The organism is Janthinobacterium sp. BHSEK, from assembly GCF_056174685.1.
In genome coordinates, this window is the sequence record NZ_JBWBYV010000056.1 from 44,163 (window position 1) to 68,413 (window position 24,251).

The window sequence follows — 24,251 nt, forward strand, 5'->3', positions numbered from 1 at the left end:
TGTCGGATTACGGCCTGCGGCCTAATCCGACCTACCCGACCTATAGCGTGGATGGTTTCGTAGGTCGGCTTAGCGCGCAGTGCGTAAGCCGACTTAGACGTAAAACAAACTACATCAGAAGCAGTGTTCCAGCGCCGGGAAGCTGCCATCCTTGACGGCTTTGACGTAGCCGGTGACGGCGTCGTCGATGCTGGTCGCGCCTTCCATGAAGTTGCGCACGAAGCGCGCCTTGCGGCCTGGGAAGACGCCCAGCATGTCGTGCATGACGAGGACCTGGCCCGAGCAGTCGGGACCGGCGCCGATGCCGATGGTGGGAATCGTCAGCATGTCGGTCACTTCCTTGCCCAGCTGCGACGGCATGGCTTCCATCAGCACGATGGCGGCGCCCGCGTTTTGCAGCACCAGCGCGTCGTTCTTCAGTTCGGCGGCGCTTTCCGTGCTCTTGCCCTGCACCTTATAACCGCCCAGCTGGTGCACGAATTGCGGCGTCAGGCCGATGTGGGCGCAGATGGGGATGCCGCGCTCGGTGAGGAAACGGACGGTCTCGGCCAGCCAGGCGCCGCCTTCGATCTTGATCATGTGCGCGCCCGCCTGCATCAGGATGACGGCGTTGGCGTAAGCCGTTTCAGGCGTGCCGTACGCGCCGAACGGCAGGTCGGACAGGATCATGGCCGACTTGCTGCCGCGCGCGACGGACGCCGTGTGGTAGGCCAGTTCGGCCACGGTGACGGGCAGGGTGGAGTTCAGGCCGTTGCAGACCATGCCGAGCGAATCGCCGATCAGCAGGATCTCCACGCCGCAACGGTCCATCAGGGACGCGAAGCTGGCGTCATAGCAGGTCAGCATGGAGATCTTTTCACCGGCGGCGCGCAACGTGGCCAGCGTATGGATGGTCACGGCCTTGTTGGCGACAGGCTTGGATGGCGCCGGCGCCGGTGTGGCGGCCTTGTCTTTTGCGGCCAGATCTGTTCCTTGCAAATAAGCGGACATAGGTATTCTCTAGAGTGAAAGGGGGGTGATGCTATTGCGACGCCGCTAGTGTAGTACTTTATAGGGCGGCGTGCAGGGGCGGCATTGTAGAGCAATGCCGCGTGGCGCTCAGAGCTGGCTGATGGCCTGGTCCGCCACGCCCGCCAGATAGCCTTGCGCGGGGCCGCGTCCGGGCACGGCGATGTCGGGCGCGAGTTCCAGCAGCGGCACCAGCACGAAGGCGCGCTCCGTCAGGCGCGGATGGGGCACCGTCAGGGCGGCGCTGGCGATCTGCTCATCGCCGTACAGCAGCAAGTCCAGGTCCAGGGTGCGCGGGGCGTTGCGGTAAGGCCGTTCGCGCCCGTGCGCCGCCTCGATGGCGTGCAGGGCCAGCAGCAGTTCCTCTGCCGGCAGGGTGGTCGCGATGCGCGCCACGGCGTTGATGTAGTCGTCGCCGCTGGAATCGATGGGCGCCGTGCGGTAGCTGGCCGAGGCGTCCAGCAAGCTGGCGCCGGGCAGGCGCGCCAGGCGCGCGATCGCCTCCTGCACATTCGCGCGCGCGTCGCCCAGGTTGGCCCCGAAGCCGATGTAAGCAATCACTGACATTATTCGCCGTTGGTGCTGCCGGTGGTGGTGCCGCCACCCGTTTTGCTGCGCGTGCTGCGGCGTGGCGGGCGCTTCTTCTTGACGGCGCCCGGTGCTGCATTCGCGCTGACGAGCAGCGCTTCGCGCGTTTCCTCGTCGCCTTCATAGAAGGCCGTCCACCATTCGCCGATGTCCATGTCGATCTCGCCCGAGGCGCAGCGCAGCAGCAGGAAGTCGTAGCCGGCGCGGAAGCGCAGGTGTTCGAGCAATTTGTACGGCGCCTTGCCGACGCGGCGCTCGAAGCGGGGCTGCATCGACCAGATGTCGCGCATGTCGGAGCCGATCTTGCGCTGCAGGGCCAGTTTTTCCGTTTGCGAGTCGAGCACGTCGTCGGCTGCCAGGTGCAGCGCGGGGATGGTCGATTCGCCGGCGGCGCGGTAGGCCGTCCATTTTTCCAGCACCTGGTGCCACAGCAGCGAGGCAAACAAAAAGCCCGGCGAGACGGTCTTGCCGGCGGCGATGCGCTGGTCCGTGGCGTCCAGCGCCAGGGTGACGAATTTCGCGCCCAGCGGCTGCTCCAGCACCACGTCGAGCAGCGGCAGCAGGCCGTGATGCAAGCCTTCCTTGCGCAGCTGCTGCAGGCAGGCCAGCGCATGGCCGCTCATCAGGAGCTTGAGCATCTCGTCGAACACACGCGGCGCCGGCACGTTGTTGATCAGTGGCGCCATGACGGGAATCGGCGCAGCCGTGTGCGGCTCGATGGTGAATTTCAGCTTGGCGGCAAAGCGCACCACGCGCAGCATGCGCACGGGGTCTTCGCGGTAGCGTTCTTCCGGCTTGCCGATCATGCGCAGGGTCTTGGCGCGGATGTCTTCCACACCGCCGTGGTAATCGAGCACTTCCTGCGTGGCCGGGTTGTAGTACATGGCGTTGATGGTGAAGTCGCGGCGCAGCGCGTCTTCGTGCTGCAAACCGAAGGTGTTGTCGCGCAGGACGCGGCCATGTTCATCCTTGGGCGCGGAATCGGCGCCGGCGCCGCGGAAGGTCGTGACTTCCAGCAGATCCTGGCCGAACATCACGTGCACGATCTGGAAGCGCTTGCCGATGATGAAGGCGCGGCGGAACAATCGCTTCACCTGTTCCGGCGTGGCGTTGGTGGCGATGTCGAAGTCCTTGGGTTTCACGCCCAGCAGCAGGTCGCGCACGGCGCCGCCGACGACGAAGGCCTCGAAGCCCGCTTCCTGCAGGCTGCTGGTGACGCGGATGGCATTCGACGACACCAGTTTCGGGTCGATTCCGTGTTGCGCGGGACCGAGCACGATGGGTGCCGTGGTGTCGCGCGCTGCCTCTTTTTTAACGCCGAGGATCTTGCGGATGAATTTTTTAATCATTGAATAAGTGGAGTGATGGCCAGCCGTGGAGGGATGCGTGTGCGCTCAAAGCGGTGTTGGGGTTGGTCGCGACCGGGTGGGTCACGACCGACAGCAGGGGAATGTCGTTGTGCGAATCGCTGTAAAAATAGCTGCGCTCGAACTGCCCCAGTTCCTTACCCATCTTTTCCAGCCAGGCATGGGTGTGGGTCAGCTTGCCCGCGCCCAGGGTCGGCGTGCCTACCAGCTTGCCCGTGACATTGCCTTCATCGTCATATTCGGGCATGGCGGCCAGCAGGTGCTCGACGCCCAGTGCATCGGCGATGGGTTTGGTGATGAAATGGTTGGTAGCCGTGACGATGGCCAGCAGGTCGCCCGCGTCCTGGTGTTGCTTGATCAGCGCCACGACTTCCGGGCGGATGGCCGGCAAGACCACTTCGGCCATGAACTGCTTGTGCAGCGCTTCGAGGCGTTCGCGCGGGAATTGCGCCAGGGTGCCGAGCGAGAATTCCAGGTACTCCACCGGATCGAGCGTGCCGGCCTGGTATTGCGCGAAAAATTCGTCGTTGCGGCGGGTGAATTCGGCGGCGTCCACGGCACCGATGCGTACCAGGAATTCGCCCCACTCGTGATCCGAGTCGATGGGCAGCAGGGTGTGGTCGAGGTCAAACAGGGCCAGATTCATCATTCTTTCGCTTCCGCCTGCAGCAACTCGCGCAATAATGGCAAGGTGATCGGGCGTTGGGTTTCAAGGGAGTAGAGGTCGAGAGAGTCCAGCATCGTCGACAGCGAACGCATGTCGCGCCGGAAATGGGACAGCAGATAGGGTAACACGCCGGGCGACAAGGTCAAGCCGCGGGTGGTGGCCGCCTGGGTCAGGGCGGCGATTTTTTCATCGTCCGTCAAGCCGTGGATCTGGTAGATCAGGCCCCAGCCCATGCGCGTGCGCAAGTCTTCGCGCACGGGCAGCACGGCGGGCGGCACGGCGCCGCTGCAGACCATGAAGGCTTTGTTGGCGCGGATTTCATTGAACAGGGCAAAGGCGTCGATCTGCGCCAGCGGCGACAGTTTTTCGCAGTCGTCGAGCAGGTACAGGTCCACGTCAGGCGAATACACGAATTCGGACTCGATCGAGAACGGCGAAATGTAGCGCGCGCGCTCGGTGCTGGCCAGGGCCTTGAGCAGATGGCTCTTGCCGGCGGCCAGTTCGCCCCACAGGTAGGCAAAATGTTCGCGCGACGTGCGCGCGGCGAACTGGCGCATCAGCTGCGCCACTTCGGCATTCTGTCCCACCTCGAAGGTATCGAGGCTGTGCGCCTGGTCTGTGCCTAAATCGAGCACCAGTTGTTTCATGGCGTACGCCTTGTCCTGTTTTTCATTACTGCATGTGCATCGTGGTATTGCTAGGTTGATATGATATCCGCTTTTACTAGGTATTATAGAAGCTGCTGGAGAGGTAGTGGCGTCTTAGATGCTTAAAAGCGACCATCAGGACGGCAGAAGCGGGTAAAGCGAGCAAAACGCCGACGAAACCGAACAATTGTCCGAAGGCCAATAAGGCGAAGATCACGGCCAGCGGGTTCAGGCCGATGCGCTCGCCCACCAGACGCGGCGTGAGGAAAAAGCCCTCGATGACCTGGCCGCAGCCATAGATGACGGCCACGGCGATGACGCCGCTCCAGTCGGCAAACTGCAGCAGGGCGGCGATCAGGGCCAGCATCAGGCCCAGGCCGAAGCCCAGGTAGGGGATGAACACCAGCAAGCCCGTGATGATGCCCACGGGCAATGCCACTTCAAAACCGGCGATGGCCAGCGCCACCGAGTAATAGGTGGCCAGCACCAGCATCACGAGCAACTGGCCGCGCAGGTATTGCGCCAGCAGGGTATCGACTTCCTGCGCCATGCCCACCGTGCGGCCGACCCAGCGGCGCGGCACGGCGCCGGCGATGCGCGCCAGCATGGGATGCCAGTCCAGCAACAGATAGAACAGCACCACGGGAATGAGCACCACGGTGGCCAGCCAGCCCAGCACGGCCGTGCCGCCGATACGCGCCGAGGCGAGTACCGTGCTCCAGATTTCATCGCCGCTGGTGGCCATCTGCTGGCTCAGCATGCGTTTGATGCCCGTGCCGTCGAGGCGCACGCGGATGCCCAGGTCGCGCAGTTTCGGCGCCAGGAACTCGTTCGCCTTGCTCAGGAATTGGGGAATCTGCGCCTGCAGCAAGGGGATTTCCTTTTGCAGCACAGGCACGACGATCAGCACCAGCGCCGTAATGGCGAGGAAAAACAACACTACGACGACCAGCACGGCCAGCGGACGGGGCAAATAAAAGCGCCGGTAATGCAGGCGCTGCAAGCGGTCGACGCCGGGATTGAGCACGTAGGCGAGGATGGCGGCGGCCAGGAAGGGCGTCAGGATGGGGCCCAGGCTGACGAGCAGCAGCAAGAATGCCAGCCAGACCGCGATCCAAAATGCTGTTTGCTTCTGTTCGGCGGTGACGGCGAATGGCATGGAGTTTGTGTTGTTGCGTTAAAAAAAGGCAGTTAATTACGAAATGGCGGGGCAGTTTGATAAAATAGCGTCTTGATCGACCGAATTCACCCGCTGGCGCCCTGCCGCACGATGTTGAAGAACATGCTTGCGCGCGCGTGCCGGCGGGTATCCGCCTTCTATTTTACCGCCTCCGCTGCCACCACACCATGAACCAGACTTCTAATGTTTCCCTTTCCTACCGTGACGCTGGCGTCGATATCGACGCAGGCGACGCTTTAGTCGAAGCAATCAAGCCGTTTGCCAAGCGCACCCTGCGCGAAGGCGTGATGGGCGGCCTGGGCGGTTTTGGCGCCATGTTTGAAATCAGCAAGAAGTACAAGGAACCGGTGCTGGTCTCCGGTACCGACGGCGTCGGCACGAAATTGCGCCTGGCGTTCGAACTGAACCGCCATGACACGGTCGGCATCGACCTCGTCGCCATGAGCGTCAACGATATCCTGGTGCAAGGCGCCGAACCGCTGTTCTTCCTCGACTATTTTGCCTGCGGCAAGCTGGACGTGGCCATCGCCACCGACGTCATCAAGGGCATCGCCCAAGGTTGCGAACAGGCGGGTTGCGCGCTGATCGGCGGCGAAACGGCGGAAATGCCGAGCATGTACCCGGCCGGCGAATACGACCTGGCAGGTTTTGCCGTCGGCGCCGTGGAAAAATCGAAAATCATCGACGGCACCAAGATCGCTCCGGGCGACGTGGTGCTGGGCCTGGCCTCGTCGGGCGTGCACTCGAACGGTTACTCGCTTGTGCGCAAGATCATCGAAGTGGCAAAACCGGACCTGGAAGGCGACTTCCATGGCCGTAAGCTGGCCGACGTGCTGATGCAGCCGACGCGCATCTACGTCAAGCCGCTGCTGGCGCTGATGGATGCCATGGAAGTCAAAGGCATGGTGCACATCACCGGCGGCGGCCTGGTGGAAAACATCCCGCGCGTGCTGCAGCCCGGCCTGGTGGCCGAACTGGACTCGAAGGCATGGACCATGCCGCCGCTGTTCACGTGGCTGCAACAGCACGGCGGCGTGGCTGACGCCGAGATGCACCGCGTCTTCAACTGCGGCATCGGCATGACCGTCATCGTCTCGCAGGAAAACGCCGACGCGGCCATCGCGCAATTGCAAGCGGCCGGCGAAACCGTCTCGCGCATCGGCACCATCCGCGCCCGCGTGGGCGACGAGCATCAAACCATTGTTATCTAAGCTGTAGCTTGAACAAACAAGGCAGGCGCTCGCAAGAGGCCTGCCTTTTTTTGCGCCGCGATATCTTACCGCGCGTGCGCCGGTTTCATGCGGCCGTCCGGCTGCGAGCCTCCTTTCCCGATCATGGCCACGCTGACGGCCGAGACGAGGGAGGCGAACAGGATGTAGCCGACGATGTGCCATGGCTCGCCATTGCCCGTCTTGAGCAGGTAGGTGGCGATGATGGGCGTCAGGCCGCTGGCGAAGATGCCGGAGAACTGGTACACGAAGGAGATGCCCGTGTAGCGCACCTTGGCGTCGAACAGGTCGCAGAACAGGGCCGCTTCCGGGCCGTACACGGCCGAATACAGCACGCCCAGCGGGATGATCACGGAACACCACAGCAGCAGCGGATTGTCGGCGTGGTGCAGCATGATCCAGAAGGCGGGGATGGCCGACACGCCCGTGATCAAGGAGCCCCAGAAAAACACCTTGCTGCGGCCGATGCGGTCCGACAGCCGGCCGAAGAAGGGGATGCAAAAGCACATCACGACGGCCGACGCCATCACGCCCATCAGCGCTTCCGTGCGGTCTATCTTGATGGTGTTGGTCAGATAGGTGATGGAAAACACGCCGAAGATATTGAAGAACACGCCGTCGATATAGCGCGCGCCCATGCCTTTTAATACATTGCCCGGATAGCGCTTCAGCAGGTCGAAGAATGGAATCTGCGTCTCCGCGTTCTTTTCCTTGACGGCCTGGAACTCCGGCGTTTCCATCACGTTCAGGCGTATCCACATGCCGATGAAGACGAGGGCGGCCGACAGGATGAAGGCCACGCGCCAGCCCCACGAGAGGAATTGCGCATCCGTCAGGCTGTATGACAGGATCGCCACCACGCCCGACGCGAGGCACAGGCCGATGGCCAGGCCGATCTGCGGCAGGCTGGCGTAGAAGCCGCGGTCCTTTGGCGGCGCATATTCATACGCCATCAGCACGGCGCCGCCCCATTCGCCGCCAAGGCCGATGCCTTGCAGCACGCGCAGGAACAGCAGCAATCCCGGCGCCCAGTAGCCGATGTGGTCATAGGTCGGCAGCACGCCGATCAGGAAAGTGGAGATGCCCATGATCATCAGGGTCATCACCAGCATGCTCTTGCGGCCGATCTTGTCGCCGAAGTGGCCGAAGATCACGCCGCCGATGGGGCGCGACAGAAAGCCCACGGCGAAGGTGCCGTAGGCCAGCATGGTCGAGACGAGCGGATCGCCGCCCGGGAAATACAGTTTGCTGAACACGATGCCGGCCACGACGCCGTATAAAAAGAAGTCGTACCACTCGATGGTGGCACCGATCACGCTGGCCATCACGACTTTCCGCAGCTCTTGGGCTTTTTTCGGATTGTTGGGATTGTTGTCCATATCTAGTCTCCAATCGATATCGATTATGTGTGTTTTTTTTGATGCCTGGCTTGTCGCCGGGTCATTGGAGGCGGGGCCGCCTGCCCGCCGCTGACATCCTCCTTGCCGGAAATGGAATGGGTGGGTCAGGCCGCCTGCGGCAGCCGCACGGCGTCCGCCAGGATCATGTCGGCCGCTTTTTCGGCGATCATGATGGTGGGCGCGTTCGTATTGCCCGAGACGATTTCCGGCATGATCGACGCATCGACCACGCGCAGGTTCTGCATGCCGTGCACGCGCAGGCGCTCGTCGACGACTGCCATGGCGTCGTGGCCCATCTTGCAGGTGCCGCTCGGGTGGTAGATCGACTGGCTGAAACGCCGTGCCGCTTCCAGCAGCTGCGCATCCGTCTCGAACTGCGGACCGGGCACGAACTCTGAAATGATGTGCGGCGCCAGCGACGGCGCGGCGGCGATCCTGCGCGCCACGCGCAGGGCGGCAATGGCCGTCCGCTGGTCGCGCGGGTCGGACAGGTAATTGGGATAAATACCCGGGTAGGCGAGGGGATCGGCGGACTTGATCGATACGTGGCCGCGGCTGTGCGGGCGCAGCTGGCACACGGACGACGTGAAGGCGGAAAACGGATGCGCGCCTTCGCCCGGCTTGTCGGCGCTCAGCGGCTGCATGTGGAACTGGATGTCGGGCCGCTCCACCTCGGGCGAGGATCGGGTAAACACCGTCACCTGGCTGGCCGCCAGGGTGAGAGGGCCGGAGCGGGAAAACACGTATTGCATGCCCACCCACAGCTTGCCCCACAGGCTGTTGACTTCATCGTTCAGGGTTTTTAATCGCGTCTTGAAGACGAGGCGGATCTGCAGATGGTCTTGCAGGTTCTGTCCCACGCCGGGCAAGTCGTGCACGAGCGGCACGCCCACTTTATCGAGCAAGGCGCGCGGACCCACGCCCGAGCATTGCAGGATTTGCGGCGAGCCGATGGCGCCCGCGCATAAAATCACTTCTCCGCTGGCGCGCGCCTGGCGCAGCTGGCCATCCTGCCGGAACTCGATGCCGACGGCGCGCTTTCCTTCGAACAGCACGCGCGTGATCTGCGCGCGCACTTCCACGCGCAGGTTGGCGCGCTTGCGGGCGGGGCGCAAAAAGGCCTTGGCCGTGCTCCAGCGCAAGCCCTTGCTGGCCGTTTGCTGGAAGTAGCCGACGCCTTCCTGCGTGGCGCCGTTGTAATCGGCATTGAAGGGGATGCCGCTTTCCGTGGCGCCGGCAATGAAGTGTTCCGCGATGGGGCGGCGCAGCCGCAGGTCCGACACCTTCAACGGGCCGCCCACGCCGTGGTAGTCGCTGGCGCCGCGTTCCTGGTCTTCCGATTTCTTGAAATAGGGCAGCACCTCGGCATAGCTCCAGCCTGCGTTGCCCAGTTCGGCCCAGCGGTCGTAATCCTCTTTCTGTCCGCGCACGTACAGCAAGCCGTTGAGCGAGCTGGAGCCGCCCAGCACCTTGCCGCGCGGCCATTGCAACTGGCGTCCGGCGATGCCGGCATCCGCTTCCGTGCAGTAGCACCAGTCCAGCTTCGGGTCGTGCATGGTCTTGAAATAGCCGACCGGCACGTGTATCCAGGGATTGTTGTCCTTGCCGCCCGCTTCCAGCAGCAATACCCGGTGGTTGCTGTCGTGCGACAGGCGGTTGGCCAGCACGCAGCCGGCGGAACCGGCGCCGACGACGATGTAATCGTAGTGTGTTTGCAACATGGTGCTTGTCTCCTGCGTTGCGGTATCGAACCACCTCGGCGGGCGTTTTTTGCGATACACTGGTCTTTATTGATTATTTTTGGAACGTCTGGTTCCATTTATAAAAGACGTGCTGCACCGGGACAAGCGGAAACCGCCGCATACGCGAGAGGTGAAACAGAACATGCATGATGCGTTTCAAAAACGGCCGGCCGAGGCCGAAGAAGACAGCCCGGCGGGGTGCGCGGTAACTGCCAGCCCGGCGGCCAGCCATGGCGACGAGGCGCGCGGCTTGCGCGTGCTGCGCCTGATCGAGCACCTGGCCAGCGCCAGCCAGCCCTTGACCCTGTCGCAGCTGGCCGCGCGCATGCAAGTGCCCAAGGCCAGCATGATGCGCCTGCTCGATACGCTGGAGCAACACGGCTATGTGCTGCGCACGCCCGTGGGGCGCGGCTATGTGCCGGGCGCAGCGTCCACGAACCTGGCGCTGGCGACCTTGCGCAACAATGCCCTGATCCGCGTGAGCCGCAGCATCCTGGGCAGCCTGGTGGCGGCCACGGGCGAGACGTGCAATCTGGCCATTCCCGAGGGCAATGCAATCGTCTACGTGGACCGGGTGGAGACGCAGGAACCGTTGCGCCTGCACCTGGTGCTGGGCACGCGCGCGCCCATGCATTGCACGGCGAGTGGCAAATTATTCCTTGCGCATATGTCCTTGCTGGAGCGGCGCGCCTTGCTGGCCATGCTGACCCTGCAGGCGCGCACACCGAAAAGCATCACGGATTCCGTGCTGCTCGAGCGCGAGATCGTGCGCATCGCCCGCCTGGGCATCGGCATCGACGACGAGGAATTCGTGCACGGCATGGTGGCCGTGGCCGTGCCCATCTGCGCGGCCGACGGGCGTATCGTGGCCGCCGTGGCCTGCCACGCGCCTGTGGCGAGAAAGTCCGTGGAGCAGCTGATGCAGCACGTGCCGCAGTTAAAAGAAGCGGCCGTCAAGCTGCGGCCGCTGCTGCTGGCGGAGTCCAGCTAGGGTTTTAAGACCTTCGCCACCTTGGCGGCCCGCAGGCGGAACGCATCGGGCATGCCCGAGCCCAGCAGCGGGCGCAGATACAGCCGGAAAGCATCGGTCACGTCCGTGCCGCTGGCGCTGATGAACTCGTCTTCCATGGTGCGCGTCTTGCCCGCCACCTCGGTCAGCGGCAGCAACTCGTAGTCGACGGAATAAAAGCCCGTGCGCTTGATGGCGACGGAACCGTCGCGGTCGCCCCACATGGCGAACTGCACCGCCTTTTCGCCCACTTCGCGGGCTTCGCGCTGGTCGACGTCGGAGACGCAGCCGATGAAGGAACGCTGCAGATAGCCGAAGGTATCGCCGCGCACGCGCTTGATGCCGAGCTTGGCCTTGATTTCGTCGCACAGCAGGTCGGCCAGCGCGCCCGTGCCGGACAATTGCACGTTGCCATGCGCATCGCGCTCCACTTCCTTGGCGAGCAGGCTGGCGATCGGCTCGCCCGACTCGTCGTGGATGCCTTCCGAGACGGCGATCACGCAGCGGCCGTACTTCGCATAGGTGGCCTTCACGTCGGCGAGGAATTGCTCCAAGACAAAGACGCGCTCGGGCACGTAGATCAGGTGCGGACCATCGTCGGGGAACTTCTTGCCCAGCGCCGAGGCGGCCGTCAAAAAGCCCGCGTGGCGGCCCATCACCACGCCCACATAGACGCCGGGCAAGGCCGCGTTGTCGAGGTTGGCGCCGGCGAACGCTTGCGCGACGAAGCGCGCGGCCGAGGGAAAGCCGGGCGTGTGGTCGCTGCCCACCAGGTCGTTGTCGATGGTTTTCGGGATGTGGATGCAGCGCAGCGGATAGCCAGCCTTGTGCGCTTCCTCGCTGACGATGCGCACCGTGTCGGACGAGTCGTTGCCGCCGATGTAAAAGAAGTGCTCGATTTCGTGCGCGCGCAGTACTTCGAAGATTTGCTGGCAGTAGGCGATGTCGGGCTTGTCGCGCGTGGAACCGAGCGCAGAGGACGGCGTGGCGGCCACCAGTTCCAGGTTGTGGCTGGTTTCCTGCGTCAGGTCGACGAACTCTTCATTGATGATGCCACGCACGCCGTGCAGGGCGCCGTACACGCGGGTGACGTGCTGAAAACGCCGCGATTCGAGCACCACGCCCACCAGCGACTGGTTGATGACGGCGGTGGGGCCGCCTCCCTGGGCAACAAGAATTTTTCCAGACGGCATGAGGTCTCCTCGTAGTGGAACGGCCCTCCAGCCTACTCCTTTTTTAGCGGGACGCTGTCTTTTCCCTATGCCGCAAGGGGAATTGATCTGGCGGGCCTGCCTGCAGATTCATTCCGGTGCCCGGATATGCTCGACCAGTCCCCGGCTGCGCCGTCCCGGCGCCGGCGTCAGCCAGCTGACGAGGATGGCGGCGGCCAGGCCGGCGGGCACGCCGAAGATGCCGGCGGAAATCGGGGCGATATGGAACCATTGACCGCTGGCATTGCCTCCCAGCATGGTGCTCGTGTGCAGCATGTAGTACAGGCAGACGCCAAAGCCCGTCAGCATGCCGGCCAGCGCGCCCTGGTAATTGGCGCGTTGCCAGAAGACACCGAGCACCAGCGGCGGGAACAGGGTCGAGGCGGCCAGGGAGAAGGCCACGCCCACCAGCGACAAAATGTCGGCCGGCTTTTGCGAGGCCGCATAGGCGGCGATGAAGGCCACGGCCAGCAGCAGCAGTTTGGAAATCGTCACGCGCTTTTGCGTCGAGGCGCTGGGATCGACCACCTTGTAATAGACGTCGTGCGACAGGGCGTTCGAGATGGCCAGCAGCAAACCGTCGGCCGTCGACAGGGCGGCGGCCAGGCCGCCGGCCGCCACCAGGCCGGAAATCACGTAGGGCAGGCCGGCAATCTCGGGCGTGGCCAGCACCAGCACGTCGGCGTCGATGGAAATTTCCGCCAGTTGCACGATGCCGTCGCGGTTGACGTCGACGATGCTGATCAGGGGACTGAGCTTGTCCACGTTGGCCCAGTACGACACCCAGGTGGGCAGGTTCGCGTATTGCGTGCCGACCAGTGCCGAGTAGATGTCGTACTTGACCAGCACGGCCAGCGCGGGAATCGTGAGGTAGATCAACAGGATGAAGAACAGGGTCCAGAACACGGACACGCGCGTTTCGTGCACGGACGGCGTGGTGTACGATCGCATGAGGATGTGGGGCAGGGCGGCCGTGCCCAGCATCATGCAAAATACGAGGGCCAGGAAATTGTTGCGCTTGATGTCGGACTGTTCCCGGTCGGCGGCGGGAAACGGCTGCGCGTGCGGAATGATCGGTTCGGCGCGTTTCTGATTCTGCGCCTGCGCGGCCTGCCACAGCACGCGTGCCTCGTCGGGGCTTTTGGGATAGGCGATCAGGTAGCGCTCCGCGTTGCGGATGTCGAACAGCGAGGTATTGCGCTGGCGCAAACTGTCGAGCTGGCGCTGGGCCGCCAGGCGGCCTTGCTCCCAGGAACCGGGCAAGCCGTCGATGCGCGCCTGGTAGCTGTGCGCGCGCTGGCGGAAGATGGCGCGCACCTCGATCTCTTTCGGGTCCGTTTCCAGCACGTGTTCGCGCGCGCTCAGTTGCGGCAGCACCTTGCCATAGGCGATCTGCGGCACGGGATTGTCTGCATGCTTGACCGACAGCCACATGGCGGGAATCAGAAAGGCGACGAGGATGATGATGTATTGCGCCACCTGCGTCCAGGTGATGGCGCGCATGCCGCCAAGAAAGGAGCAGACGAGGATGCTGGCCAGGCCCAGGAAGATGCCGACGGAAAAATCCACGCCCGTGAAGCGCGAGGCGATCAGGCCGACGGCGTAGATCTGCGCCACGACATAGGTAAACGACACGATGATGGTGGCGGCCACGGCCACCACGCGCACGCTGGCGCCCCGCTTGTCGGTGCCGCTGCCGTAGCGGGCGGCGAGGAAATCGGGAATCGTGTACTGGCTGAACTTGCGCAGGTAGGGGGCGATCAGCAGCGCCACCAGGCAATAGCCGCCCGTCCAGCCCATGATGAAGGCCAGGCCGTCGAAGCCGTTCAGGTACAGGCCGCCGGCCAGGCTGATGAAGCTGGCGGCCGAAATCCAGTCGGCGGCCGTGGCCATGCCGTTGAACATGGCCGGCACCCTGCGCCCCGCCACATAGTATTCGGTGACGTTCGAGGTGCGGCTGATGACGCCGATGGTGGCGTACAGGGTGATGGTGACGAGCATGAACAGGTAGCCGATCCACGCGCGCGGCATGCCTTCCTGTTCCAGCACCGACAGGGCCAGCAGGAAGGCGGCGAAGCCGGCGGTAAACAGCAGGTAGTAGCGGCACAGCCGGGCAAAGAAGGTGCGCTGGCCGCTCATGCTTGTTCCTCGGCATGAAAAGCCCGGTCGAGGCGCCGCATGCGCCAGGCATACAAGGCGATGATGGCCAGGTAGACGAGCGAGGCGCCCTGGGCCGCCATATAGAAGGGCAGGGGCCAGCCGAACAGGTTCAGGTGCAGCAGCTCGCGCGCATAGAACACGGTCAGGAAGCCCGTCAGCAGCCAGACCAGCAGCAGGATGGCCGTCAGGCGCCGCGTCTTGCGCCAGTGCACATCGCGGCGCGCCTGCAGTTCGGGGCCGGGCGTGCGCGCCGGCTGCAGCGGCGCCGCGGGAAGGCTGGGCTTATCCATACACGATGTCATCCTCTTCTGGCGCTTCCGGCAACAGCAGGGCGATGCTCAGGCGTAGCAGCGTGCCTGGCAACTTGGGCGACGTGGCGCGCGGATTGTTAAAAATATCGACTTCGGCGCCATGCTGCTGGGCAATCTCGCGCACGATGGCCAGGCCCAGGCCGCTACCGTCGACATTGCTGCCGAGAATGCGGTAAAAGCGCTCGAACACGTGGGCCCGTTCGGCCGGCGCAATGCCGGGCCCCGTATCTTCCACTTCCAGGATGGCCAGTTCCAGGGTGCTGCGCACGCGCACCGTCACGCTGCCCCCAAGCGGCGTGTAGCGCAGGGCATTGTCGATCAGATTGCTCAGCAGCTCGCGCAGCATCATGGCATTGCCGGAAATCATGATCGAATACGCGGGCTGTTCGAAGCCCAGGTCGATATGCTGGGCAAACGAGGCTTGCACCCAGTCCTGCACCACGCCGCGCGCCAGCTCGCTCAGCTCGATCGGCTCGAACGCCGTGCCCGCCTGCGGCTGGTTTTCCGCGCGTGCCAGGGCCAGCAGCTGGTTGACCAGGCGCGTAGCCGCTTCCGAGCTTTTCGCCAGCTGCAGCAGCGAGCGGTGGATCTCGTCGTGGTCGGTCTGGCGCAGGGCCAGCTCCGATTGCATGCGCATGCCGGCCAGCGGCGTCTTCATCTGGTGCGCCGCATCGGCGATGAAGCGTTTCTGCATGTCGATCGACAGCGACAGGCGCGCCAGCATTTCGTTGAGCGAACCGACCAGCGGCGTGATTTCTTCGGGCACCTGCCCCGATTCGATGGGAGATAAATCGTCGGGCGGCCGGGCGCGTATGCGTTCCTGCAATTGCGCCAGCGGCGACAGGCCGCGCGCCAGGGCAAACCAGACGAGGGCCAGGATCACGGGCAGGATGATGAACTGCGGCAAAATCACGCCCTTGATGATTTCATTGGCCAGCTGGGCGCGCTTTTCCAGCGTCTCGGCCACTTGCACCAGCGCGCGGTGCGGTTCGTCATCGCTGCCGGCAGGAATATCGAGATAGCTGAACGCCACGCGCACGGGCGTGCCGTGGATGGTGTCGTTGCGAAACAGCACCATGCCGCTGCGGTATTTGTCGGGGTCTTGCGGCGGCGGCAAGTCGCGGTCGCCGTCGAGGTATTCGCCGCGCGGACCCACCACCAGGTAATACAGGGTGTCGACGTCGTCGCCGCGCAGGAAGTCGCGGCCCTTGTTATTGCTGTTCTTGTCCGGCACGCGGCGCAGCAGCGCGCCGTCGGCCTGCTTGACCTGTTGCGTCAGCACGGTCACGCTGTCTTCCAGCGCATGGTCGAACGGCTGATTGGCGATGCCCTTGGCCACCAGATAGGTGATGGCGATGCTCATCGGCCACAGCAGCAGCAGGGGCGCCAGCATCCAGTCGAGGATTTCGCCGAACAGCGAGTGCTCGATGGTGTCGTCCTGCTCCGTGGTGGGCGGCTCGAACCAGTCGTCGTCGTCCGCCTCGTCCGCTGGCGCCTCGCGCGCCTTCACTTGCTGGCGGGCCCGCTGGCCGGGCTTGCCGCCTCGCCCGCTTCGGCTTGCAGGCGCGCCGCTTCCGAATATTTCTCCAGGCAGTAGCCGAGGCCGCGCACGGTGGCGATGCGCACGCCGCCCACCTCGATCTTCTTGCGCAGGCGGTGCACATATACTTCGATGGCATTGTTCGACACTTCCTCGCCCCATTCGCACAGGTGGTCGACCAGCTGTTCTTTCGAGACGAGGCGGCCGGTGCGGCCCAGCAGGATTTCCAGCAAGCCCAGTTCGCGCGCCGACAGGTCGAGCATCTGGTCGTTGATATAGGCGCTGCGTCCCACCTGGTCATAGCTGAGGGGGCCGTGCTTGATGATGGTGGCGCCGCCGCCGGCGCCGCGGCGCGTCAGGGCGCGCACTCTTGCCTCCAGTTCCGACAGGGCGAACGGCTTGGCCATATAATCGTCGGCACCGAGGTCGAGGCCATTCACGCGCTGTTCGATGGAATCGGCGGCCGTCAGGATCAGCACGGGCAACAGCGAGGCGCGCGCGCGCAGGCGGCGCAGCACTTCCAGGCCGGACATCTTCGGCAGGCCGAGGTCGAGGATCAGCAGGTCGAATTCCTGGGTGGACAGGGCCGTATCGGCCTCCTGCCCGGTCTTGACGTAGTCGATCGCATAACCGGACTGGCGCAGCGAGCGGGTCAGGCCATCGGCCAGCACGCTGTCATCTTCGGCAAGTAAAATACGCATGGTGCACTTCCTATGCTTGCGGCGGTAGAAGCTTGTATTGTGTTTCATTTCCCGCAAGGTGGCGAGTTTTTGTGAGAAACCAGGCTTGTATTGATCTGTTTCAAAACAAATCCACGTTCCGCTTGCATTGATCACTGTTTTTTTATACAGTACTGTCTGTGTAAAGAATTTAACCCACTGGCGCTATCGCAGGTTGCCGGATTCATGTGAATCCGCACCTGTAGAACGGCTGAAAGAACATATGGACGATAAAAAAGCTGTAGTACCCGCATCGGAAAAAGCCAAGGCGCTCGCCGCCGCACTGGCGCAGATCGAGAAGCAGTTTGGCAAAGGTTCGGTCATGCGCATGGATGCCAGCGCACCGATCGAAGAAGTGCAAGTCGTGTCGACCGGTTCGCTCGGCCTCGATATCGCGCTGGGCGTAGGCGGCTTGCCGCGCGGCCGCGTGGTGGAAATCTACGGTCCGGAATCGTCGGGTAAAACCACGCTGACCCTGCAAACCATCGCCGAAATGCAAAAACTGGGCGGCACCTGCGCCTTTATCGATGCCGAGCACGCGCTCGACGTCGGTTACGCGCAAAAGCTGGGCGTGAACCTGCATGAATTGCTGATCTCGCAACCGGACACGGGCGAGCAGGCGCTGGAAATCTGCGACGCCCTCGTGCGTTCGGGCAGCGTCGACCTCGTCGTCATCGACTCCGTGGCCGCGCTGACGCCACGCGCCGAGATCGAAGGCGACATGGGCGATTCGCTGCCAGGTTTGCAAGCGCGTCTGATGTCGCAAGCCCTGCGCAAGCTGACCGGCTCCATCAACCGCACGAATACCCTGGTCATCTTCATCAACCAGATCCGCATGAAGATCGGCGTGATGTTCGGCAGCCCTGAAACGACCACGGGCGGCAATGCGCTGAAATTCTACGCCTCCGTGCGCCTGGACATCCGCCGCACGGGCTCGATCAAGTCCGGTGATGAAGTGATCGGCAACGAAACCAAGGTCAAGGTCGTCAAGAACAAGATCGCGCCGCCGTTCAAGGAAGCGCACTTCGACATCCTGTACGGCGCCGGCACCTCGCGCGAAGGCGAAATCCTGGACCTGGGCTCGGATGCCAAGATCGTGGAAAAATCCGGTTCGTGGTACAGCTACAACGGCGAACGCATCGGCCAGGGCAAGGACAACGCCCGCGCCTTCCTGCAAGAGCGTCCGGCGCTGGCCCGCGAAATCGAAAACAAGGTCCGCGCTTCGCTGGGCGTGCGCGAACTGCCGCCGCTGGCCGCTGAAAAACCGGAAAAAGCGGATAAAGCCGCCGACAAGGCTGCCAAGGCTGCGGAAGCCAAGGCAGAGTAGGTCGGATTAGCGCGGCAAAGCCGCGCGTAATCCGACAACACCACAGACGTCAACGATGTTGTCGGATTACGGCCCAAGGGGCCTAATCCGACCTACGCATGGCTTGCTGCAAGGTGTGACCATGATCGCCGTCCCGCGCTGTTGCGCCGGGCGGCGATTGTGTTTGGGTGATGTGATCGTGGAATGAAAGACAAGGTGGGTGTATGGCCGCAGTACAACTAAGCCTGAAGGGCAGGGCGCTACGCTTTTTGTCGATGCGCGAACACAGCCGCATGGAATTGCGGCGCAAGCTGCAGCGCCATGCGCAGGAGGGCGACGACGTGGAAGCCTTGCTCGACAGCCTGGAGCAAGCCAACTGGCTGTCGCAGGAGCGCTTTTCCGAGTCGCTGATCCACCGCCGCTCGGCCCGCTTCGGCAACAGCCGCATCATGGCGGAACTGCAAAGCCACGGCATAGGCGGCGAGGCGCTGCAGGAACTCAAGGCGGGCCTGGCCGAAGGGGAAGTGGCGCGCGCCTGCGAGGTGTGGCGCCGCAAGTTTGGCCAGGTGGCGCAGGATGCGGAACAGCGCAACAAGCAGATGCGCTTCCTGATGCAGCGCGGCTTTTCCCAGCGTGCCGTGCAGGCGGCCTTGAAGGGGCTGGAGCCGGAAGACGACTAGGCGCGCGCCGCTGGCCGTCCCGCCGGCCCTGCTGTGTTCCTTCTGCAACAGTTCGTCGCTGCCCTGTCCCTTGCCTGCCAGGCAGCCTTGCTCCAGATCAATGTTTTACTGGTAAGTTCACTTTCCTCGCTGCCAGCCTGTCGATCGGATGGCATATTGTTGCGCTGCGTGGGGCCGGGCCTGACCGTGCCGCCGTGGGCTGCGCCGGCGCAGCCATTCGGTCAGGTGTTTCGCGGCGCCCATCGGTCATATCTATCATCACCGTCCGTGATAACAGGCTCAATTTCCATGTGAGTTCTTTATACTTTGAAATGTTTTTATCAAAGCAATGAAAAATTATGTTGCGGCGCAACCGGCGCCTACTGTGCTACACTTTTAGGGTTTTTGCGGCGCCGCAGGTGCGGTTGCTGTTCGTAGAAGCTGCGAACAGAGTGCTTTAGGCACATGGCTGCTTACTAAATTATGGCCGCGCAAGCGGCATCGGTCTTATGCCCCTGTCAACTCCCGTATCCCGGCGCGCCCTACGGCACTCCCGCGTTATCGACGTCCAAGCGTATATGCGCGACGACGGCCTGTGGGATATTGACGCCCATATCACCGATATCAAAAGCTATGACGCGACCCTGGCCTCCGGCCCCCGTCCCGCCGGCGCCCCTCTGCATGACCTCCATTTACGCATTACCGTCGATCGCGAACTGACCATTGTCGAGGCCGAAGCCGCCTCCGATGCCGTGCCCTATCCCGGTTTTTGCGATACCATCGGCCCCGCTTACAGGGCGCTGATCGGTTTGAACCTATTGAAGAATTTCCGCCGCGACTTGAAACAGCGCCTGGCGGGAATCGCTGGCTGTACCCATTTGACCGAATTGGCGCAAGTCTTGCCGACTGCGACGGTTCAGGCATTTGCCGGCGATGTCTGGTCGACCCGTGACGGTGCGAATGCTGACTTGTCGCATGAAAAGCCGTTCCAACTCGACAAATGCCACGCCCTGCGCACCGATGGCGGGGCGGTTGCACAGTATTACCCGCGCTGGGTAGCCAAGGTGTGATCCCGGCGCTCTGTTTTTCCTGTTTTTTTTGCACCACTAACCGTATTTTTACAAATCAGTATCAGAAGGGAAGCCAGCATGAAAATCCATGAGTATCAAGCCAAAGAAATCCTCCGGCAGCACGGAGTGACGGTACCACGCGGTATTCCGTGCATGTCCGTCGAAGAAGCCGTCAAGGCTGCGGAAACCCTGGGCGGCCCAGTGTGGGTTGTCAAGGCGCAGATCCACGCAGGTGGCCGCGGCAAGGGCGGCGGCGTGAAAGTGGCAAAATCGATGGAACAGGTCAAGGAATACGCTGACCAGATCATGGGCATGCAGCTGATCACGCATCAGACCAGCGCCGAAGGCCAGAAAGTCAACCGCCTGCTGGTGGAAGAAGGCGCCGACATCAAACAGGAACTGTACGTTTCGCTGGTCACCGACCGCGTTACCCAGAAAATCGTCCTGATGGCATCGTCCGAAGGCGGCATGGACATCGAAGAAGTGGCCGAGAGCCACCCTGAGAAGATCCATCACGTCACCATCGATCCGGGCACAGGCCTGACCGATGCCCAGGCAGACGACATCGCCGCCAAGATCGGCGTGCCTGCCGGTTCCATCGCCGACGCCCGCGTCAACCTGCAAGGCTTGTACAAAGCCTACTGGGAAACCGATTGCTCGCTGGCCGAGATCAACCCGCTGATCGTCACCGGCAGCGGCAAGGTCATCGCCCTGGACGCCAAGTTCAACTTCGACCCGAACGCCCTGTTCCGTCATCCGGAAATCGTCGCCCTGCGCGATCTGGATGAAGAAGATCCAGCTGAAATCGAAGCGTCGAAATTCGACCTGGCTTACATCTCGCTCGACGGCAACATCGGTTGCCTGGTGAACGGCGCCGGCCTGGCCATGGCCACCATGGACACCATCAAGCTGTTCGGCGGCGAGCCAGCCAACTTCCTGGACGTCGGCGGCGGCGCCACGGCAGAAAAAGTGACCGAAGCGTTCAAGATCATGCTGAAAAACCCAGGCCTGAAAGCCATCCTGGTGAACATTTTCGGCGGCATCATGCGTTGCGACGTGATCGCTGAAGGCGTCATCGCCGCAGTGAAAGCCGTCTCGCTGAACGTACCGCTGGTCGTGCGCATGAAGGGCACCAACGAAGACCTGGGCAAAAAGATGCTGGCCGATTCCGGTCTGCCTATCATCGCAGCCGACACCATGGAAGATGCAGCCAAGAGCGTCGTTGCCGCTGCTGCCGGTCAAGCTTAATTAAGGAATCAACATGTCCATTCTGATCAATAAAGATACCAAAGTCGTTACCCAAGGGATCACCGGCAAGACCGGCCAGTTCCATACCCGCGGTTGCCGCGACTACGCGAACGGCAAAGCTGCCTTCGTGGCAGGCGTGAACCCGAAGAAAGCCGGCGAAGATTTCGAAGGCATTCCTATTTTCGCTAACGTTACCGAAGCGAAAAAAGAAACCGGCGCCAACGTTTCCGTGATCTACGTGCCGCCAGCAGGCGCGGCAGCGGCGATCTGGGAAGCTGTCGAAGCTGAAATGGATCTGGCCATTTGCATCACCGAAGGCATTCCTGTCCGCGACATGATGGCCCTGAAGGACCGCATGGCGAAAGCTGGCAGCAAGACCTTGCTGCTGGGCCCTAACTGCCCAGGCCTGATCACGCCAGACGAAATCAAGATCGGCATCATGCCAGGTCACATCCACAAGAAGGGCCGTATCGGCGTCGTATCGCGTTCGGGCACCCTGACCTATGAAGCAGTGGGTCAACTGACGGCACTGGGTCTGGGCCAATCGTCGGCAGTCGGCATCGGCGGCGACCCGATCAACGGTCTGAAGCACATCGACATCATGAAGATGTTCAATGACGATCCAGATACCGACGCGGTCATCATGATCGGCGAAATCGGCGGTCCAGACGAAGCCAACGCGGCTTATTGGATCAAAGACAACATGAAAAAACCGGTCGTCGGCTTCATCGCTGGCGTGACGGCTCCTCCAGGCAAGCGCATGGGCCACGCCGGCGCGCTGATCTCGGGCGGCGCCGATACGGCACAAGCCAAGCTGGAAATCATGGAAGCTTGCGGCATCACCGTGACCAAGAACCCGTCGGAAATGGCGCGTCTGCTGAAAGCCATGCTGTAATTTCAGCCCGCTGACCGCAGTACAAAAAAGGAGCTTCGGCTCCTTTTTTTTGTCTGCAAGACAGGCCGTTTTCCGGCCTGAGCGGACGGCGCTGGTCCGATAGCGCCCAAATGTGTCGCTTTTCTTTCCATGTGTACCGCCGCTGCCCGGGCGCGCCGCTGGCATGGCGCTTGCACTGTGAAGGGCGTGACCAACTGCACTCCGGGAGGATGCGATGCGCGCGCAAAGCGGATTTACCCTGATAGAACTGATGATCGTGGTGGCCATCGCCGGCATCCTGGCGGCCGTGGCCATTCCCCAGTACGGCGACTATACGATGCGGGCCAAGGTCAGCAACGTGCTGGCCGCCGCCGCACCGTTGAAAACGGCCGTGGCCCTGTGCGTGCAGGAAAATGGGGGCGAGGCGGCCGCCTGCAGCACGCCCACCGAGAGCGTACCAAGTTCCATTCCCGTGTTCAGTGCCACGCGCGAAGTGGCGAGCGCCACTGTGGACAAGGGGAATATCGTGCTGACCCTCGCTGCCGACCTGGGCACGGGGATCGGTGGGCAAAGCGTGACGATGACCATGAAGCCGGGTACCAGTAGCCTGAGCTGGTTTAACAGCACCACCGTAACGAATCTGGCGGCGAAGGAAGCGATTATCAAAAACAACATTCCCGACGTGACCCCGACCCTGTAAGCGGCGCTGGCCAGCCGGGTATCAGACGATTTTTTGCCGGTCCGCGATCAGCGCTTCATAGGTAAGGTTTTGCAACAGGGTGTAGTGGGTCGGTTCCAGGTCGATGAATTGCACGCCATATGTATAGATTTCGGCTGCGTCGGCGGCATGGCCATTCGACGGCTTGCCCACGCTGACGTTCTGGATGCGGGCGCGCGTGTTGACGCGCATCTGATGCTTGTTCGGCTGCACCAGCAGGGTAAAGCTGAGCGCCACGCCGTCGTCATCGGGCGTGAGCATGCCGGGCGCCTCGATCAGCGCGCCCGACACGCTGAGGTTGACGATGAACACGGGCACGGCCGCCACGTCGCGGTAGCTCAGCTGCGCCGGGATCTCCACTTTCACGCGCATGGCCGTGCGCAGGCTGGTGCCCTGGATGGCGTCGGGAAAGCTCAGGTGCACGTAATGGAGCGGGCGGCCGAAGATGCGCAGCACGCTGCACGCAAACGAACAGACGGTGATGCCGGAAAACACACGGATGGTCAGCTTGTCGCCCTCGTTGAGCACGATGGAGACGCCATTTTCCATGGGAATCTTGACGATCAGGTACTCGTCTTTCACATAACCGATCACGGTCGAGAAATGCTGGATGGGTTTGATGGTGCGGTGCGTGATGAACTGAATGCGTCCTCCCACCTGCAGATTCATGGCTTCGAATTCGAAGTCCTGGAGCTTGCTTTCCGCGGCGGGCTTGTTGCTTGTCATGCGATGCTCATGTGGATATGGTCGACTCGCAGTATGCATGATTTCTTGATGAAAAAGCATTTATATCAATGAATTTCATATTGATATCGAAAAGTGCCATGGACAGGTCCCGCTGCGCGTTGCAGGCTTTACAATTGCGTCAATACTGACGAATGTAAATTTTATGCCACGCAGCTATTTTTGGACCATGTTGTGCCTGATCCTGCATCAAATCGACGCCGCCTACTGGAAAGAGTGGGAGATGTTTCATGTGCCAGGCGGCATACAGGGTTTCCTGATATTCAATCTGGCGGCGATCGCCGTGGTGCTGGCCGGTTACCGGCACGTGCTGTTGGCCACCCCGCGAGCGCCCCTGTATGCTTGTGTCTGCGCCGCGCTGGGCGTGGGAACGTGCCTGATCCATGCCGGCTTTGCGCTGGCAGGGCAGGAACAGTTCCACTTGCCCCTGTCCATGGCCATCATCGGGCTGTGCCTGGCCAGTGCCATCTGGCTGCTGTGCGACTTGCGCCGCGTCCGGGGCCAGCTGGCGCGCCAGGCAGCATAATGACACCTCGGCGTGCCAATCACCCGACTTGCCCCCATGCTTCTCCAGCACGCGCACGTTGGTCATGACCATGCCCCGGTCGACGGCCTTACACATGTCATAGATCGTCAACAAGCCGATCTGCACGGACGTGTGCGCTTCCATTTCCACGCCCGTCTTGCCCTTCGTGTCAATCTTTCCTCTTCGCACACTGCAAATTGGTTGCCAGTGTGGATCGGTATGTTGGTTTGCGCCGGATGAATTATTTTTAGTGCAGCCGTGTACTGAATATCCGACACATGTATCGCATTGGAGGCTATGCAGGTTTCCTCCGCTGTTTTCGATAGAG

General features: G+C 62.4%; 23 protein-coding genes and 1 pseudogene. 9 read left to right on the forward strand and 15 right to left on the reverse strand.

What is annotated here, in order from left to right:
* Positions 1 to 114 precede the first annotated feature (114 nt).
* The 6 genes from panB to AC0V2Y_RS19075 form a co-directional block, all read right to left on the reverse strand.
* The gene (gene panB, locus AC0V2Y_RS19050) at positions 115 to 990 is read right to left on the reverse strand and encodes a 3-methyl-2-oxobutanoate hydroxymethyltransferase (RefSeq protein WP_475417512.1); all 876 of its coding nucleotides are present in this window, start codon (positions 988 to 990) and stop codon (positions 115 to 117) included.
* Between the two features lie 108 nt (positions 991 to 1,098).
* Positions 1,099 to 1,575, reverse strand: coding sequence for a 2-amino-4-hydroxy-6-hydroxymethyldihydropteridine diphosphokinase (folK, locus tag AC0V2Y_RS19055; RefSeq protein WP_475417511.1), 477 nt, complete (start codon positions 1,573 to 1,575; stop codon positions 1,099 to 1,101).
* The gene (pcnB, locus tag AC0V2Y_RS19060; protein ID WP_475417510.1) at positions 1,575 to 2,945 is read right to left on the reverse strand and encodes a polynucleotide adenylyltransferase PcnB; all 1,371 of its coding nucleotides are present in this window, start codon (positions 2,943 to 2,945) and stop codon (positions 1,575 to 1,577) included. The genes folK and pcnB overlap by 1 nt, the downstream gene beginning before the upstream one ends.
* Positions 2,938 to 3,609: a histidinol-phosphatase gene (locus AC0V2Y_RS19065; protein WP_475417544.1), complete on the reverse strand. Its 672-nt coding sequence runs from the start codon at positions 3,607 to 3,609 to the stop codon at positions 2,938 to 2,940. The genes pcnB and AC0V2Y_RS19065 overlap by 8 nt, the downstream gene beginning before the upstream one ends.
* Positions 3,609 to 4,277: a DnaA regulatory inactivator Hda gene (gene hda / locus AC0V2Y_RS19070; protein WP_058048421.1), complete on the reverse strand. Its 669-nt coding sequence runs from the start codon at positions 4,275 to 4,277 to the stop codon at positions 3,609 to 3,611. The genes AC0V2Y_RS19065 and hda overlap by 1 nt, the downstream gene beginning before the upstream one ends.
* Before the next feature lie 76 nt (positions 4,278 to 4,353).
* On the reverse strand, positions 4,354 to 5,436 hold the full coding sequence (locus AC0V2Y_RS19075; RefSeq protein WP_475417509.1) for an AI-2E family transporter: 1,083 nt from the start codon (positions 5,434 to 5,436) through the stop codon (positions 4,354 to 4,356).
* 188 nt (positions 5,437 to 5,624) lie between these two features.
* Here AC0V2Y_RS19075 and purM point away from each other — a divergent pair, with 188 nt between their 5' ends.
* Positions 5,625 to 6,668, forward strand: coding sequence for a phosphoribosylformylglycinamidine cyclo-ligase (gene purM, locus AC0V2Y_RS19080; protein ID WP_034788683.1), 1,044 nt, complete (start codon positions 5,625 to 5,627; stop codon positions 6,666 to 6,668).
* 65 nt (positions 6,669 to 6,733) lie between these two features.
* Here the strand turns inward: purM and AC0V2Y_RS19085 are convergent, their stop codons facing one another.
* Together AC0V2Y_RS19085 and AC0V2Y_RS19090 are read right to left on the reverse strand one after the other, a co-directional pair.
* Entirely contained in the window at positions 6,734 to 8,011 is a 1,278-nt protein-coding gene (locus AC0V2Y_RS19085; protein ID WP_475417543.1) for an MFS transporter, read from the reverse strand.
* A 179-nt stretch (positions 8,012 to 8,190) separates the two neighbouring features.
* Positions 8,191 to 9,807: a GMC family oxidoreductase gene (locus AC0V2Y_RS19090; protein ID WP_475417508.1), complete on the reverse strand. Its 1,617-nt coding sequence runs from the start codon at positions 9,805 to 9,807 to the stop codon at positions 8,191 to 8,193.
* Positions 9,808 to 9,970: 163 nt separating this feature from the next.
* Here AC0V2Y_RS19090 and AC0V2Y_RS19095 point away from each other — a divergent pair, with 163 nt between their 5' ends.
* Positions 9,971 to 10,819 carry an IclR family transcriptional regulator gene (locus AC0V2Y_RS19095; protein ID WP_475417507.1) on the forward strand — a complete coding sequence of 283 codons (849 nt, stop codon included), beginning with the start codon at positions 9,971 to 9,973 and terminating at the stop codon, positions 10,817 to 10,819.
* Here the strand turns inward: AC0V2Y_RS19095 and AC0V2Y_RS19100 are convergent.
* The 5 genes from AC0V2Y_RS19100 to AC0V2Y_RS19120 all read right to left on the reverse strand — a co-directional run bounded on the left by AC0V2Y_RS19100 (position 10,816) and on the right by AC0V2Y_RS19120 (position 16,760).
* Complete coding sequence (locus tag AC0V2Y_RS19100) at positions 10,816 to 12,030, reverse strand: 6-phosphofructokinase (RefSeq protein ID WP_475417506.1); 1,215 nt, start codon at positions 12,028 to 12,030, stop codon at positions 10,816 to 10,818. The genes AC0V2Y_RS19095 and AC0V2Y_RS19100 overlap by 4 nt on opposite strands.
* A 108-nt stretch (positions 12,031 to 12,138) precedes the next feature.
* A complete protein-coding gene (locus AC0V2Y_RS19105; RefSeq protein WP_475417505.1) occupies positions 12,139 to 14,187 on the reverse strand; it encodes a sodium:solute symporter family protein in 2,049 nt (682 codons plus the stop codon).
* Positions 14,184 to 14,498, reverse strand: a complete 315-nt coding sequence (locus AC0V2Y_RS19110) for a DUF4212 domain-containing protein (RefSeq protein WP_475417504.1) — start codon at positions 14,496 to 14,498, stop codon at positions 14,184 to 14,186. The genes AC0V2Y_RS19105 and AC0V2Y_RS19110 overlap by 4 nt, the downstream gene beginning before the upstream one ends.
* Positions 14,491 to 16,029, reverse strand: coding sequence for a sensor histidine kinase N-terminal domain-containing protein (locus tag AC0V2Y_RS19115; protein ID WP_475417503.1), 1,539 nt, complete (start codon positions 16,027 to 16,029; stop codon positions 14,491 to 14,493). The genes AC0V2Y_RS19110 and AC0V2Y_RS19115 overlap by 8 nt, the downstream gene beginning before the upstream one ends.
* Complete coding sequence (locus AC0V2Y_RS19120) at positions 16,026 to 16,760, reverse strand: response regulator (RefSeq protein ID WP_475417502.1); 735 nt, start codon at positions 16,758 to 16,760, stop codon at positions 16,026 to 16,028. The genes AC0V2Y_RS19115 and AC0V2Y_RS19120 overlap by 4 nt, the downstream gene beginning before the upstream one ends.
* 241 nt (positions 16,761 to 17,001) lie before the next feature.
* Here AC0V2Y_RS19120 and recA point away from each other — a divergent pair, with 241 nt between their 5' ends.
* The 6 genes from recA to AC0V2Y_RS19150 all read left to right on the forward strand — a co-directional run bounded on the left by recA (position 17,002) and on the right by AC0V2Y_RS19150 (position 22,635).
* Positions 17,002 to 18,105, forward strand: coding sequence for a recombinase RecA (gene recA / locus AC0V2Y_RS19125; protein WP_076565922.1), 1,104 nt, complete (start codon positions 17,002 to 17,004; stop codon positions 18,103 to 18,105).
* Between the two features lie 203 nt (positions 18,106 to 18,308).
* Positions 18,309 to 18,764, forward strand: a complete 456-nt coding sequence (gene recX, locus AC0V2Y_RS19130; RefSeq protein ID WP_326458744.1) for a recombination regulator RecX — start codon at positions 18,309 to 18,311, stop codon at positions 18,762 to 18,764.
* Between the two features lie 488 nt (positions 18,765 to 19,252).
* Positions 19,253 to 19,813 carry a DUF2889 domain-containing protein gene (locus AC0V2Y_RS19135; protein WP_475417501.1) on the forward strand — a complete coding sequence of 187 codons (561 nt, stop codon included), beginning with the start codon at positions 19,253 to 19,255 and terminating at the stop codon, positions 19,811 to 19,813.
* 78 nt (positions 19,814 to 19,891) lie between these two features.
* The gene (gene sucC / locus AC0V2Y_RS19140; RefSeq protein WP_230539079.1) at positions 19,892 to 21,061 is read left to right on the forward strand and encodes an ADP-forming succinate--CoA ligase subunit beta; all 1,170 of its coding nucleotides are present in this window, start codon (positions 19,892 to 19,894) and stop codon (positions 21,059 to 21,061) included.
* Between the two features lie 13 nt (positions 21,062 to 21,074).
* Positions 21,075 to 21,956, forward strand: coding sequence for a succinate--CoA ligase subunit alpha (sucD, locus tag AC0V2Y_RS19145; RefSeq protein ID WP_475417500.1), 882 nt, complete (start codon positions 21,075 to 21,077; stop codon positions 21,954 to 21,956).
* A 214-nt stretch (positions 21,957 to 22,170) separates the two neighbouring features.
* Positions 22,171 to 22,635 carry a pilin gene (locus tag AC0V2Y_RS19150; protein WP_475417499.1) on the forward strand — a complete coding sequence of 155 codons (465 nt, stop codon included), beginning with the start codon at positions 22,171 to 22,173 and terminating at the stop codon, positions 22,633 to 22,635.
* A gap of 21 nt (positions 22,636 to 22,656) precedes the next feature.
* On the opposite strand, the gene AC0V2Y_RS19155 is transcribed toward AC0V2Y_RS19150, so the two are convergent.
* Positions 22,657 to 23,379 (reverse strand): flagellar brake protein, encoded by a 723-nt coding sequence (locus AC0V2Y_RS19155; RefSeq protein WP_475417498.1) that lies wholly within the window; start codon positions 23,377 to 23,379, stop codon positions 22,657 to 22,659.
* A gap of 187 nt (positions 23,380 to 23,566) precedes the next feature.
* Here AC0V2Y_RS19155 and AC0V2Y_RS19160 point away from each other — a divergent pair, with 187 nt between their 5' ends.
* Positions 23,567 to 23,923 (forward strand): DUF6713 family protein, encoded by a 357-nt coding sequence (locus AC0V2Y_RS19160; RefSeq protein ID WP_475418359.1) that lies wholly within the window; start codon positions 23,567 to 23,569, stop codon positions 23,921 to 23,923.
* A 6-nt stretch (positions 23,924 to 23,929) separates the two neighbouring features.
* Here the strand turns inward: AC0V2Y_RS19160 and AC0V2Y_RS19165 are convergent.
* A pseudogene (locus AC0V2Y_RS19165) lies at positions 23,930 to 24,091 on the reverse strand (cyclic pyranopterin monophosphate synthase MoaC); the annotation flags it as partial.
* Between the last annotated feature and the right edge of the window lie 160 nt (positions 24,092 to 24,251).